Genomic DNA, 12501 nt, shown 5'->3' with positions numbered 1-12501 from the left:
TATATGCTTACATATATATCCAACACCGATCATTACAAGCAAGTGCTTTCACGGGTACAATCCGTGAAGCACATGCTTTGGATTGGGACTGCCGACATCAAAGACCTCTTTGTGGAGTTAGGCAAAGAAAAGAAACCTTTTCTTGCCATCATTGCTCATCTCATACGGCGCGGTGTGGAGGTTCGACTCATTCATGCCAAAGAACCTGGTCCAAACTTTCGGGAAGACTTTGACAAGTACCCTGTTCTATACGACCGCTTGGAGCGAGTTCTCTGTCCTCGTGTTCATTTTAAGATGCTTGTCTTTGACGGAAAAGAAGTGTATATCGGTAGCGCAAACCTTACTGGTGCCGGTATCGGTATGAAGACGGATAATAAAAGAAACTTTGAAGCAGGCATTTTTACAGATGAACCAGGAATTGTCGAACAAGCAATGAACCAGTTCGATGAAATATGGATGGGAAAGCATTGCAAGGCATGTAAACGACGAGAGTATTGCTCAGACCCTATAATAAAACAGCAACGCTTATAATGAAGAAGATTCTAATAATTTTAGTGGTAATGCTTGGTTCTCAGGAATCACAGGCACAGAAGATTAGTCACATAGAAACAACGAATTCTTGGTATTATATCTATGATGACAGTGGCAAAAAGATAAAGACAGTAAGCACATCTACAGGAGAGCTGAAAGGCTATAGCGCAAATTTCTACATCATCCAGCATGGTACTTGGATTTACACCTATGACCCTACTGGGAAGAAACTTCATACTTTCGCAGTTTCATCTGTAGGTAAAATCCTCTCTGTAGCTGGTGATTCATTCACAACCCAGAAAGGCTCATGGATTTATACATGGAGCAAGGATGGAAAGAAGATAAACACTCGTTCTGCACGTTGACATAATATTATTTTTCGATAAAGCATCACTTTTCTCAGACCTCTGCCACCAGTTGGCGGAGGTCTGTGCTTATTTTGCAACTGGAAATTTGTTTGTTATCAAAAATAGGAATATCAATATGGCAAAAGAAACGAATAGACTGAACATCCATGTAGGTGGTTGTGAATTTGAAGTACATGTGCCAAAGGAGAAAGAGCAGATTTACTTGATGGCAGCGGAGTATGTGGATAAAAAGATTGATGCCTATATGGATGCTTTTGTCCGCATACCTCTCCCACAGAAAAGCATGCAAGAGGTTTTGCTTATGGCAATGTATGACATAGCTCTTGGTTCAATAGAAACCAGACAGAGTCTTGAAAACAATTCTATACTCGATAAAATTAAAAATACAGACTAAAATGAGTATTATGGTTGACTTACACGATTATGACATAGAGCGCATAGAAAGAGAAATCCTATGGAAATACAACGATAATCGGCACGACTATTCCGATTGCGACTGTCTGCTGTCCTTACGGAAGGACATGATCAACAAGAGGGTCTTAGCTCACCAAGAGGAAATCCTTCAGGACATCATCGCCTTTAACGATGCCCTGCGAGATGCCTTGAAGGAAATGTATGACAGGGCGCATTGTATCTGGGATAGCATCAAAGAAAACGCTTGGGGGGATGATGTGGAGGTTACAGCCAAATGCTTCCTCTCCTATGACTATCCAGGACTTCACCCTTTGCAAGGTGAAGAACGAGGAGAACTTTGGGGCGCAATCTGTGACAGCGGTTGGAACCCATTGTATGATGATGGTGTTACACTTCCAACGCTAACCTTGCCAAGGGACATCAATGAGGACTTTGACACTTTTATCGGTATGGACTGCCCACCGCCTAATTGGAATGAGGGGCTTGATAGAGAACTGACGAAAGACCTACACCTTCACAGTGCATTCCACAACATCTTCGACCACATGAACTTCGCCATTACAGATTTCATCTATGTGCGGAAGTTCGAGACAGAGATTAACATTGAAATAAACAAAAAGGTTTGATATGACATTCAAGGAACTTTTAGACTGCGTACGGTTTGAGGATGTGGCTCCTCTCATCGTCAAGATGTACCCAGACATGGGGCAAAGTCTTGGCTGGTACAAAATCCATTTTGACATGTTGCGTCTGATGCAACCTGTACTCCATGAGGATGCTAACGATAAGGTGTGTCACATAACCATGAAAGACTGGGAGGACGGTAGCGGACTGCATCTTAACGCTTATCCGATGGAGGGTGACTTGTGGGAACACTCACTAACCAAAGAACTCGTTATTGCGCCCGAAGTCGCTGCATCTAATGAAGAATTGGCTGCTTGTTGCTTGTGGCATACATCGTTCTATGGGTTCGTCGAGAAGCAGGTGGATGAACACTTTAGGATTTATGATTTGGAGATGGCTACGTTAGACAGATGGAACAACAGCCTTTATTATAAAGTCAGAGCCTTGAAGAATTTCAATGTAATACGTGAATATGGCGGTTTCATACCCACCATTAGACAACTGTCCAAGTTAAAGAAAGCAGAACTTGTCAAACTTGCAAAGGATTCTGTGTGGTTTGGTAGCGTCCCCTTGAATAAGATTAAGCGAAAGAAACGCTTCAGGATTGAGTTCTTGGAACACTACTATGAGCGTATGACAGTTATCAGTGATTTTTAGTTCAAGCAATACGGGCGTTAAAAGATGCACGAAACTATATGTGTGTTGAACAACTCTGTGAGCTTTTCCACTCTGAGTTGTTCTGTACTGAGGAAATCATGTCGTATGCCTCTAATGGTAAAAGTGGCGCAAAGTATCTATACGAGTTGTTTACATCGTATGACATGATACCAAAGATGGACGGCATCGTTGTCCGTCTTGTCACAGGAACAGAGCATGAAGTTCTGACGGAAGACGAGATTCTTTTATGCAATCTGTTGGCAGAAGGACGCAAGTATGGCGACCTCATCCTTGACTATGACCCTGCACTTGGTAATCAAGTGGTCATCAGTTATGCTGCATACAATTCCAATAACCCATTAGTAAAATAACTACTATATGGAAACAGCAATAGAACAATTAAGAAAGCTCGTCATAGAAGGGAAAGAGAGCATTCCCAATCGTGGAGTCAGAACATTTACCTTGTTACAGGAACTCACTTTTATTGAGAATAGGAAGCAGGTCGATTACTTCTTGGCGATGCACCAATACGTGAAAGAACTAACGTCTATGCCTGATGCACTTATCGGACCAGGCTGCAGATGGATGACCGCTTCGCATGTTTGTCATGCACTTGGAATTACTAACATTTGCCTTGGAAGTATCAGCCTTACACCGATAGACTTTTGGGGCGATGAAGATAGTGATACGACGATGGACATTGAGGTTGATGAAGATACCTATGACTGGGCATATTTCAAGGCTACAGAAGTATTCGGGTATGACAATGTTGCCCGCACATCAGACATAGACAACATTCAGAGTGAAGAAGAAATCAATACGTTTCGTGGATATAGGAAGAAGCAGAAAGGCTATTCTATAGTTGTCTGTCCTGATGGTGTAGCAGAACATTATAAGGTTTATGAAGTGGAAGGAGATGACGGATTAGATACGCTTTGCATTGACGGTGATGTTGAGCCGACTGACAACATACATATATTCAGATTTAACGTCATCCGCTCAGATACGCTGACTCGCATCAAGCGCATTCAACATGAAATCGTCAAGGCTGGCAAGGTATGTCCAGACATGTATCATCGTGGAAGTGCAAACATTCTGTATTATTCAAATGGTTATCAGACATTGTTTGATGAAGAAGACAGAAGCATTCCTTTCTTTGGTGACAAGTTGGCAAAGGAAATGGCTGAGATACTTTTTGGTAAGATAACTTCTATGGAAGACCTGCTTATCATTACTGCCCTATACAGTGCACGGCTGATTTACGAAATTCACGTCCATAACATTGAAGACTATAAGAAGAAGCACGGTGTAGTACGGCTATTTGACAAATGGCGATTCCCATACGGATTCCTATATAGAGAGGATGTCTGCTGGTTCATGACGGGCTGGATAGGTATGACTTGGAAAGAGTCAGCAAGGATTGTTCAGCTGATGTCTGGCCAGAACCCACTTGAAGCGGAATGCCTTAAACATGTTTATCTGCATCGGGGAATGGATAACGGCTTTAGGGAGGACGAGCTAAATCATATCTGGAGTTCACTCTTTGACAGGGCAACCAAGAGACCTTTGCCAAGCATGGCACACTTTGTCGGTTCGATGTATCAGTATGCTTTCCTTGCCATGCTAAAGAAAGACTTCCCAGAAGAGTATCAATCAATAAAAGGATAGATGATTATGGAAGAACAGAAATGCATGATAGGGCCAGAATACATGAGCCCCGTTTTTGCCCTCATTGACGAAAAAGTTACAATAGAGGAAGAGCACAGACAGGTTAAACGCTGCATCATGGATGTGCTCAACGCTCCTAAGGGTCTTGTGAGCATCGATGTTAACGATGTGAGAGACCTGTTTCAGGAAGGTGGAGTAATTCATGCCTTTGATGTTTCTGTAGATGCCTTAATGGCAAACAGAATGAATCTGATGATGGTCGAAATAACAAGAAATTCCACACATCTTGAACCATTCAATCATGCTCTAGTGCTTTTCTTCTTTCCCGAAGAACAGCCTTTACGGATGGATGAGCTACAACCGTTTAGCGACTGGATTGAGTCTATAACAGGAGAGTTTTTGATTAAGTGGGGTATGGCACCCCAATCTAAACAAGAACTTCGAGCAATTGTGTTATTACAATAATAGAAATGGAATATGGCAAAACTGAGAAATAAGGACTCTACCGAGAACTGGAGCCACAAGAACGACTATTCCATTGAAGAGGTTTGGAATACGTACCATACTTTGGCTCGGTTAATCGTTCCACGCTTACAGGCTTTTAAGGCACTAGAGAAACATGGCTATTGTCCCGACTTCAAAGGTATGCGCGAGTGGAACTGTGTTATTCAAAAGATGATTGACGCTTTTGAGTTGATGAAGTATGCAAATACATATTCGGAACGCACTGACCTTAATCGCTTCTACCCCATTGGGAATATTTATCTCTTCGAGAAGACGACAGTTCGAAAAAGCGAATCTTCCGATATAATATACAGAACTGGGAATAGAGACCGACTTGAGTTCGTAACAACATTCAAAAGCATAGTCACCGATTTCAACCACTTTTTTCTTTTTGCCGTTCCATTTTACTTCAGATGGAATTTTGATTTTGCCCGTATATTTCTTGTCGCCATGGGTCACGACAGCGTTGCCGTAAACGTCATAACTGTAGTAGATGCCATCCACCTCAAAGTCGTAGGCATAACTTGCCATGGCAATTACGGCCAGTAAAAAAGCCGTGAAAATTCGTTTGGTGTTGATCATAATCATTTAGTTTTTGCTGCCATCGAGCTCCTTGTGTGGCAAGTTTAGTCTGATATGGTTCCGTTGCGTATGGTCGGAGGCAGTTGAGCTCGTCTCGCAGCTGGGTGTCTGGGGTGCAAGACACGGTCTCGTATATACGCAAAATCCCCTCGCCACACAATAACTGCTAATATTGCATGGAAGGGGGATCGCTGCAAATGTACATATTATTATAATATGTTCCAAAGGAATGGGAGGTTTTTTACCCATCCTAACCTTCCCCAAGGGCAACCCATCCTAACCTTCCCCAAGGGAAGGGACTGTTTACTCCGGCTATCGACATCAGCCCCCACCTAACCTCCCCCGTTGGGGAGGGACAGATACCATCGGTCGTCTGGTTGTCTGATTATCAGTAACTTATCAATAATAAAGGTAACCTGTATTCACAAGGCTTTGACAGAACCAGAGTAACCTGCATCTCCCCAACGGGGGAGAACGAGAGGGGGCTGAAATGATTGGCTGAAATCATAGGCAGAGTAATTTGTCATGATATATATGAACCGCTTTCCGCTATCAGCCCCCACCTAACCTCCCCCGTTGGGGAGGGATAGATACCATCGGTTGTCTGGTTGTCTGATTATCAGTAACTTATCAATAACAAAGGTAACCTGTATTTACAAGGCTTTGACAGAACCAGAGTAACCAGCATCTCCCCAACGGGGGAGACCGAGAGGGGGCTGAAATGATTGGCTGAAATCATAGGCAGAGTAGTTTGTCATGATATATATGAACCGCTTTTCCGCTATCAGCCCCCACCTAACCTCCCCCGTTGGGGAGGGATAGATACCATTGCCTGTCTGATTGTTGTCTGTAGCTAGCTGATTATTAGTGGCTTGTCAGTAACAAGAGTAACCTTTGTCAACTAGCCCTTGTCAGTAACAAGAGTAACCTTTGTCAACCAGTCCTTGACAGTTACGTAGTAACCAGCATCTCCCCAACGGGGGAGAACGAGAGGGGGCTGAAATGATTGGCTGAAATCATAGGCAGAGTAATTTGTCATGATATATATGAACCGCTTTCCGCTATCAGCCCCCACCTAACCTCCCCCGTTGGGGAGGGACAGATACCATTGCCTGTCTGATTGTTGTCTGTAGCTAGCTGATTATTAGTGGCTTGTCAGTAACAAGAGTAACCTTTGTCAACCAGTCCTTGACAGTAACGTAGTAACCAGCATCTCCCCAACGGGGGAGAACGAGAGGGGGCTGAAATGATTGGCTGAAATCATTGGCAGAGTAACTTGTCCCTTCCCTTGGGGAAGGTTAGGATGGGTTTGAGACCGAGAGGGGGCTGATGTTCAGTTGCAGAGTAACTTGTTCCTTCCCTTTGGGAAGGTTAGGATGGGTTGCCCTTTGGGAAGGTTAGGATGGGTTGCCCTTTGGGAAGGTTAGGATGGGTTGCCCTTTGGGAAGGTTAGGATGGGTTGCCCTTTGGGAAGGTTAGGATGGGTTGCCCTTTGGGAAGGTTAGGATGGGTTGCCCTTTGGGAAGGTTAGGATGGGTTGCCCTTTGGGAAGGTTAGGATGGGTTGCCCTTTGGGAAGGTTAGGATGGGTTGCCCTTTGGGAAGGTTAGGATGGGTTGCCTTTTAGGGAAGGCTATGATGGGTTTGAGCACGAGAGGGGCTGATATTCAATACATAGAAACCAGCCATGGGCATTATTCCTCAAGTTCAAACTGCGCCACCAGTGGCAGATGGTCGCTGAATCCGTTGGCGTATCTGTATCCGTTGTAGGTCCTGAAAGGTTTCATCCCGCCAAACTTCTCGTCGCTCTCCATCAGAAACGGCAGGTCGTTGACGAAGCATCCCTTGAGCCTTTCCCTCATCCTGTGGCTCACGAGGATGTGGTCAATGCTCTGCCACATGCCCTGATATTTATACGTGCCCTTAGCCCCGTGGCTCCCCTTGACGCCAGCTGACACCTCCGACAGTCTGCCGGCCTCAAGAAAGCGTATCGACTTGTCCTTCGACTCATCATTGAAATCACCCGACACGATAATCATCGGGTCGGGGTGTATGCTGCGTATGGAGTCCACCGATGCCATCAGCCGCTGCATCACCTGCATCCTGTATGGTGTTGTCTTGCTTTTGCCCGAGAAGCGGCTCGGCGCATGGAGCACGAACACATGGATGGTGTCACCGCTCGCCACTTCGCCCGTAGCATACAGTATGTCGCGCGTAGGCCGCATCCCCTTCAGCGGCGTCACCCTCAACGGATAAGAGTCAATCAGCCTGAACGACATCGGTGAATACAGCAGCGCCACGTCGATGCCACGCTGGTCGGGCGAATCGGTCATCACATATTCATATTTCGCGTTTCTCAGCAGACCGCGTTTCGTGAGATAGTGCAACACGGAGTCGTTCTCAACCTCGCATAGCGCCACGAGGTCGGGAATCAGGTCAGTGCCCCTTTCGTCCTTGTGTCCACAAGCCAGAATTTCCTTGGATATGTTACCCAGTTTCTTCCAGTATCTGTTGGAGTTCCAGTGGCGCGGACTGTCGCTCAGGTATTCCGTGTCCTGCTTGAGCGAGTCGTGTGTGCAGTCGAAGAGGTTTTCGCAGTTTAGCTGCACGAAGGTGAATATTCCGAGAATCAGCGATGTAAGCATAGAGTGTAGATGTTAAGTTCCAAACAGCCGATGACCGATTGGGATTAATCCCCAAGCAGCCTCAAAACCGATTGTGAGAGTATGCGTTGCAAATATACTTCATAATTGTGGAAACAGGAAATAATCCCATCACCAAGTTACAAATTCCCCCTTTGTCCGTCTATATGATACGGTGGGCAAATTGCCGGTGGTCAGATGACATCCTTGTCGGCTCGTCAACTTGTCCACTCGTTAACTCGTCAACTAAAAAATAACCATATGTTGCAAAAGAGAGATATAAAGAAATATTTGTCCCTTATCATCGTGTTGCTTTCGATGATGCTGCCCGATGTTGCTGTGGCACAAAACCGCTATCGGGTGGGAGTGTGCGACTGGATGGTGCTGAAGCGCCAGAAGCTCGGAGAGTTCAAGCTTGCCAAAGAGCTGGGCTGCGACGGACTGGAGATGGACATGGGTGGACTCGGCAAGCGCGACTCCTTCGACAACAAGATGCGCCAGCCGGAGATGGCAAGGAAATTCCGCCACACCGCCGACAGTCTCGGCATAGAGGTGGGAGCAGTGGCAATGTCGGGCTTCTATGGTCAGAGCTTCGCCCGGAAGAAATCGTGGCGTTGGCTCGTGGAAGACTGTCTCAACACGATGGACGTGATGGATGCCACCGTGGCATTCCTGCCCCTTGGCGGATGCGGCAACAACTGGACCGACTCTCTGCCGCTGCGCCGCGAGATAGTGGAGCGTCTGCATGAGGCAGGCGAGATGGCACACCGCCGCGGCAAGGTGATAGGCATCGACACACCGCTCGACGCCAAGGGCAACAAGCGTCTGCTGCGGGAAATCGGTTCAAAGGGCATAAAGATATTCTATAAGTTGCAGACCGCCGTGGAGCACAGCCGCGACATCAGCAAAGACCTGCGGAAGCTCGGCAGCGGCAACATCTGCGCCATTCATGCCAGCAACACCGACGGAGTGTGGCTCCGCCACGACAAGGCGATAGACATGCCGGCAGTGAAGCGTACGCTCGACAAGATGGGATGGTCGGGATGGCTTTTCGTGGAGAGGAGCCGCGACGTGACCGACGTGCGCAACGTGAAGAAGAACTATGGAGAGAACGTGAGATATCTGAAGGAAATATTCGGCAAGGAGAAAACCGGCAGATAAGGACATATAGATAAGTACACATTATATACTATATATAGTACTCAATACATATAGATATATAACGCTGTATATCAAAAAAGCAAGTACACGCTCTATATTGACAAACAAGTATACAGTATAAATAAACAACTAAGCATACATATATAAAATATGAAGAAATTATTCGTCATGGCAGCCGCACTAATGGTCTGGGGCACCCTCACCGCCAGTGCTGTAGACCTCGATTCAGCAGGTCGCGACCCTAAGTATGTGGAGACAATCATGCAGCGTTCGCAGAAGGTGACCGACGCACTGAAGATTACCGGTACGGAGAAGGGTACGCAGGTGCTCAACATCGTGGCAAACCGCTATTTCAAGCTCAACGACATATATTCAGAGCGCGACAGCATCAAGGCAGTGGCAAAGACCCTTACCGGCGACGCCAAGAAAGAGAAGATGGAATATGCTGAGATGTTGAAAGACCAGAAGCTCTACAAGAGTCATTTCGGATTCATCGCCGACCTTTCGGTATATCTCACCGATGCAGAGGTGGAGACCGTGAAGGACGTGCTGACATACAATGTAGTGAACGTGACATACACGGCGCAGTGCGACATGATACCCACGCTGAAAGAAGAAGAGAAGGTGCAGATTCTCGCCTGGCTCAAGGAGGGCCGCGAGTTTGCCATCGATGCCGAGAGCTCCAAGAAGAAGCATGAGGCATTCGGCAAATACAAGGGCAGGATTAACAACTGGCTCTCCAAGCGCGGCTACAACCTCACCAAGGAGCGCGAGCAGTGGGCAAAGAGAGTGAAGGCAAGAGGCGGAACGTTGTAATAACCCTGCAAGTAGTCAGAAAAAAGATACATTAAACGTCCTAATTACCGATTTGGGTTAAACACCAAGAATACAAATGGCAAAAAAGATAAGACACAGTATCATTCCTCTCAGAGGATTAGGACTGATGGCAGCACTGTCTATGGCAGTCCTGCCGTCGGCAGCACAGAAAAACGGCATCACCGACACCGGCAAGAGCAAATACGCCGTGGTGTCGTCAACACCGCTCAGCGCCGTGAGATGGACCGGCGGATTCTGGGGCGAGCGCTTCGGAGTGTTCAGCGGCACATCAGTGCAGAGCATGTGGGAGACATGGAAGTCTGACACGGGACACGGTTGGAACAACTTCCTCATAGCAGCCGGAGAGAAAAAGGGAAAGCGCCACGGACCACCATTCCACGACGGTGACATGTATAAATGGCTTGAGGCACTGACGGCGGTATATGCCGTGAACAAAGACCCGGAAGTGGGCAAGATAATCGACCGCTTCGTGGAACTCATCCAAAAGTCGCAGCGCCCCGACGGATACCTCCACACTCCAGTCATCATAGCCGAGATGAACAGGCAGCAGAGCGCCAAGGAGGAGGCGAAGGAGAATGAGACCATCGGAACAAAGGTGGGAACGGGAAAAGACGGAGCCTTCGGCAACCGGCTCAACTTCGAGACCTACAACCTGGGACATCTCATCACTGCCGGCATAATGCACAAGAGAGCCACGGGCAAGAACACGCTCTTCAACTGTGCGGTGAAGGCAGCCGACTTCCTCTATGATTTCTATAAGCGAGCCTCCGACGAACTCGCCCGCAACGCCATCTGCCCGTCACACTATATGGCGGTGACGGAGATGTATCGCGAGACCGGCGACCCCAAATATCTGGAACTATCAGAGAAACTCATCGACATAAGAGGCAAGGTGGAAAACGGCACCGACGACAACCAGGACCGCGTGCCCTTCCGCCAGCAATATAATGCCATGGGTCATTCGGTGAGGGCAAACTATCTGTATGCCGGTGTGGCAGACCTCTATCTGGAGAGCGGCGAAGAACAGCTGAAGAAGAACCTCGACGCCATCTGGACCGACATCGTGACACGCAAGATGTATATCACCGGAGCCTGCGGAGCACTCTACGACGGCACTTCGCCCGACGGTACCGACTATAAGCCCGACAACGTGCAGAAGGTGCACCAGAGCTATGGCCGCCCCTACCAGCTGCCACACTCCACGGCACACAACGAGACATGCGCCAACATCGGAAACCTCTTCTTCAACTGGCGCATGTTTGCAGCCACAGGAGATGCCAAATACACCGATGTGGTGGAGAACTGCCTATACAACAGCATACTGCCAGGCATCAGTCTCGACGGAAAGAAATATTTCTATACCAACCCCATGCGCATCTCGGCAGACCTGCCATACAAGCTGCGCTGGCCCAAGGAGCGCACCGAGTATATCAGCTGCTTCTGCTGTCCGCCTAACACGTTGCGCACCCTCTGCGAGGCACAAGACTATGCCTATTCCATCGGCAAGAACGAGATATACGTGAACCTCTATGGCGACAACACCCTCAACACCCGCATCGACGGCATCGGCGATATCGCCATCTCGCAGACCACCGACTATCCGTGGGACGGCACCGTGGAGCTGACCATCGACAAGCTGAAGGGAAAGAAGCAGTTCGGGATACGGCTCCGTGTGCCGGACTGGTGTACCGAGGGAGCCACGATACTCGTGAACGGCGCTCAGCAGACCATCGAGGCAACCGCCGGCACCTACGCCACAGTGACACGCACATGGAAGAAAGGCGACGTGGTGACACTCAGCATGCCGATGCGTACACGTCTGATAGAGGCAAACCCACTCGTGGAGGAGAGCCGCGGACAGGTAGCCGTGCAGCGCGGACCTATAGTATACTGTCTTGAGAGCAACGACCTGGGCGGTGCGCAAATCGACGACATCGCCATTCCGCTCAACGCCAAGTTCACTCCCGTTGACATGACCATCGACGGCAGCCGTGTGAAGGCACTTGAGGCAGAAGTGATAAACCGCAGCGAGCCGTCGTGGAAGGGACAGCTCTATCGCGAGGCAAAGGCAAAGAAGCATACACAGACCGTGCGCTTCATCCCATACTATGCCTGGGGCAACAGAGGAAAGAGCGAGATGACAGTATGGATTCCGGCATCGCTGGATTGAGTAATCTGTCTTGATATGTCAAAACTGCTGACTTCCAGCCCCCACCTAACCTCCCCCGTAGGGGAGGGACTGGTACACTTGACTGTTTGACAGCCATCGGTTTATTTCGACAGTCCTTGACAAAGCGGAGTGACCTATTGTCATTAGTCCTTGACAAAGCGGAGTGACCGGCATCTCCCCTTCGGGGGAGAACGAGAGGGGGCTGCAATCATTGGCAGATTAATTAGTCATGATGTGAAACAAATCTTCAGACATCAGCCCCCACCTGACCTCCCCCGTAGGGGAGGGACTGATACCTTAGGACTGGTTACTTTTACCTCTGGCACGATTTGAGTTTAACCTAA

The 12501-nt window shown here is 48.0% G+C and carries 13 protein-coding genes; 11 read left to right on the top strand and 2 right to left on the bottom strand.

The window, feature by feature from the left end:
- Nucleotides 1-3 precede the first annotated feature (3 nt).
- From ACDC99_RS07860 to ACDC99_RS07825, 8 genes are all read left to right on the top strand, one after another.
- The gene (locus tag ACDC99_RS07860) at nucleotides 4-531 is read left to right on the top strand and encodes a phospholipase D-like domain-containing protein (RefSeq protein ID WP_370756513.1); all 528 of its coding nucleotides are present in this window, start codon (nucleotides 4-6) and stop codon (nucleotides 529-531) included.
- Entirely contained in the window at nucleotides 531-896 is a 366-nt protein-coding gene (locus ACDC99_RS07855) for a hypothetical protein (protein ID WP_302750556.1), read from the top strand. The genes ACDC99_RS07860 and ACDC99_RS07855 overlap by 1 nt, the downstream gene beginning before the upstream one ends.
- A 118-nt stretch (nucleotides 897-1014) precedes the next feature.
- Nucleotides 1015-1293 (top strand): cell division protein ZapA, encoded by a 279-nt coding sequence (locus ACDC99_RS07850; RefSeq protein ID WP_370756512.1) that lies wholly within the window; start codon nucleotides 1015-1017, stop codon nucleotides 1291-1293.
- Nucleotides 1294-1420: 127 nt separating this feature from the next.
- Nucleotides 1421-1939, top strand: a complete 519-nt coding sequence (locus tag ACDC99_RS07845) for a hypothetical protein (protein WP_320874655.1) — start codon at nucleotides 1421-1423, stop codon at nucleotides 1937-1939.
- A gap of 1 nt (nucleotide 1940) precedes the next feature.
- On the top strand, nucleotides 1941-2594 hold the full coding sequence (locus tag ACDC99_RS07840) for a DUF6557 family protein (RefSeq protein WP_370756511.1): 654 nt from the start codon (nucleotides 1941-1943) through the stop codon (nucleotides 2592-2594).
- Between the two features lie 38 nt (nucleotides 2595-2632).
- On the top strand, nucleotides 2633-2965 hold the full coding sequence (locus tag ACDC99_RS07835; RefSeq protein ID WP_370756510.1) for a hypothetical protein: 333 nt from the start codon (nucleotides 2633-2635) through the stop codon (nucleotides 2963-2965).
- 7 nt (nucleotides 2966-2972) lie between these two features.
- A complete protein-coding gene (locus ACDC99_RS07830) occupies nucleotides 2973-4262 on the top strand; it encodes a hypothetical protein (protein WP_370756509.1) in 1290 nt (429 codons plus the stop codon).
- 6 nt (nucleotides 4263-4268) lie between these two features.
- Complete coding sequence (locus tag ACDC99_RS07825; protein WP_370756508.1) at nucleotides 4269-4727, top strand: FtsZ/tubulin family protein; 459 nt, start codon at nucleotides 4269-4271, stop codon at nucleotides 4725-4727.
- A 144-nt stretch (nucleotides 4728-4871) separates the two neighbouring features.
- Here the strand turns inward: ACDC99_RS07825 and ACDC99_RS07820 are convergent, their stop codons facing one another.
- Together ACDC99_RS07820 and ACDC99_RS07815 are read right to left on the bottom strand one after the other, a co-directional pair.
- Nucleotides 4872-5348: a leucine-rich repeat domain-containing protein gene (locus ACDC99_RS07820; RefSeq protein WP_370756507.1), complete on the bottom strand. Its 477-nt coding sequence runs from the start codon at nucleotides 5346-5348 to the stop codon at nucleotides 4872-4874.
- A 1693-nt stretch (nucleotides 5349-7041) separates the two neighbouring features.
- Nucleotides 7042-7992, bottom strand: a complete 951-nt coding sequence (locus ACDC99_RS07815) for an endonuclease/exonuclease/phosphatase family protein (RefSeq protein ID WP_042519930.1) — start codon at nucleotides 7990-7992, stop codon at nucleotides 7042-7044.
- A 258-nt stretch (nucleotides 7993-8250) separates the two neighbouring features.
- Here ACDC99_RS07815 and ACDC99_RS07810 point away from each other — a divergent pair, with 258 nt between their 5' ends.
- The 3 genes from ACDC99_RS07810 (at nucleotide 8251) to ACDC99_RS07800 (ending at nucleotide 12157) form a co-directional block, all read left to right on the top strand.
- Nucleotides 8251-9150 carry a sugar phosphate isomerase/epimerase family protein gene (locus tag ACDC99_RS07810; RefSeq protein WP_370756506.1) on the top strand — a complete coding sequence of 300 codons (900 nt, stop codon included), beginning with the start codon at nucleotides 8251-8253 and terminating at the stop codon, nucleotides 9148-9150.
- 150 nt (nucleotides 9151-9300) lie between these two features.
- Nucleotides 9301-9966 carry a DUF3826 domain-containing protein gene (locus ACDC99_RS07805; RefSeq protein WP_044073715.1) on the top strand — a complete coding sequence of 222 codons (666 nt, stop codon included), beginning with the start codon at nucleotides 9301-9303 and terminating at the stop codon, nucleotides 9964-9966.
- A gap of 76 nt (nucleotides 9967-10042) precedes the next feature.
- Nucleotides 10043-12157: an aceric acid hydrolase gene (locus tag ACDC99_RS07800; protein WP_370756505.1), complete on the top strand. Its 2115-nt coding sequence runs from the start codon at nucleotides 10043-10045 to the stop codon at nucleotides 12155-12157.
- The last annotated feature ends 344 nt before the right edge of the window (nucleotides 12158-12501 follow it).

It is taken from the genome of Prevotella pectinovora (genome assembly GCF_041323955.1).
GTDB lineage: Bacteria > Bacteroidota > Bacteroidia > Bacteroidales > Bacteroidaceae > Prevotella > Prevotella pectinovora.
The sequence above is the reverse complement of the archived record's forward strand: the minus strand, read 5'-3'. Positions and strand labels throughout refer to the sequence as shown.

Bases quoted from the DNA above. Each gene is read 5' to 3' on its own strand.
- ACDC99_RS07860 (WP_370756513.1), top strand. From the start codon at position 4: ATGCTTACATATATATCCAACACCGATCATTACAAGCAAGTGCTTTCA.
- ACDC99_RS07855 (WP_302750556.1), top strand. From the start codon at position 531: ATGAAGAAGATTCTAATAATTTTAGTGGTAATGCTTGGTTCTCAGGAA.
- ACDC99_RS07850 (WP_370756512.1), top strand. From the start codon at position 1,015: ATGGCAAAAGAAACGAATAGACTGAACATCCATGTAGGTGGTTGTGAA.
- ACDC99_RS07845 (WP_320874655.1), top strand. From the start codon at position 1,421: ATGATCAACAAGAGGGTCTTAGCTCACCAAGAGGAAATCCTTCAGGAC.
- ACDC99_RS07840 (WP_370756511.1), top strand. From the start codon at position 1,941: ATGACATTCAAGGAACTTTTAGACTGCGTACGGTTTGAGGATGTGGCT.
- ACDC99_RS07835 (WP_370756510.1), top strand. From the start codon at position 2,633: ATGTGTGTTGAACAACTCTGTGAGCTTTTCCACTCTGAGTTGTTCTGT.
- ACDC99_RS07830 (WP_370756509.1), top strand. From the start codon at position 2,973: ATGGAAACAGCAATAGAACAATTAAGAAAGCTCGTCATAGAAGGGAAA.
- ACDC99_RS07825 (WP_370756508.1), top strand. From the start codon at position 4,269: ATGGAAGAACAGAAATGCATGATAGGGCCAGAATACATGAGCCCCGTT.
- ACDC99_RS07820 (WP_370756507.1), bottom strand. From the start codon at position 5,348: ATGATCAACACCAAACGAATTTTCACGGCTTTTTTACTGGCCGTAATT.
- ACDC99_RS07815 (WP_042519930.1), bottom strand. From the start codon at position 7,992: ATGCTTACATCGCTGATTCTCGGAATATTCACCTTCGTGCAGCTAAAC.
- ACDC99_RS07810 (WP_370756506.1), top strand. From the start codon at position 8,251: ATGTTGCAAAAGAGAGATATAAAGAAATATTTGTCCCTTATCATCGTG.
- ACDC99_RS07805 (WP_044073715.1), top strand. From the start codon at position 9,301: ATGAAGAAATTATTCGTCATGGCAGCCGCACTAATGGTCTGGGGCACC.
- ACDC99_RS07800 (WP_370756505.1), top strand. From the start codon at position 10,043: ATGGCAAAAAAGATAAGACACAGTATCATTCCTCTCAGAGGATTAGGA.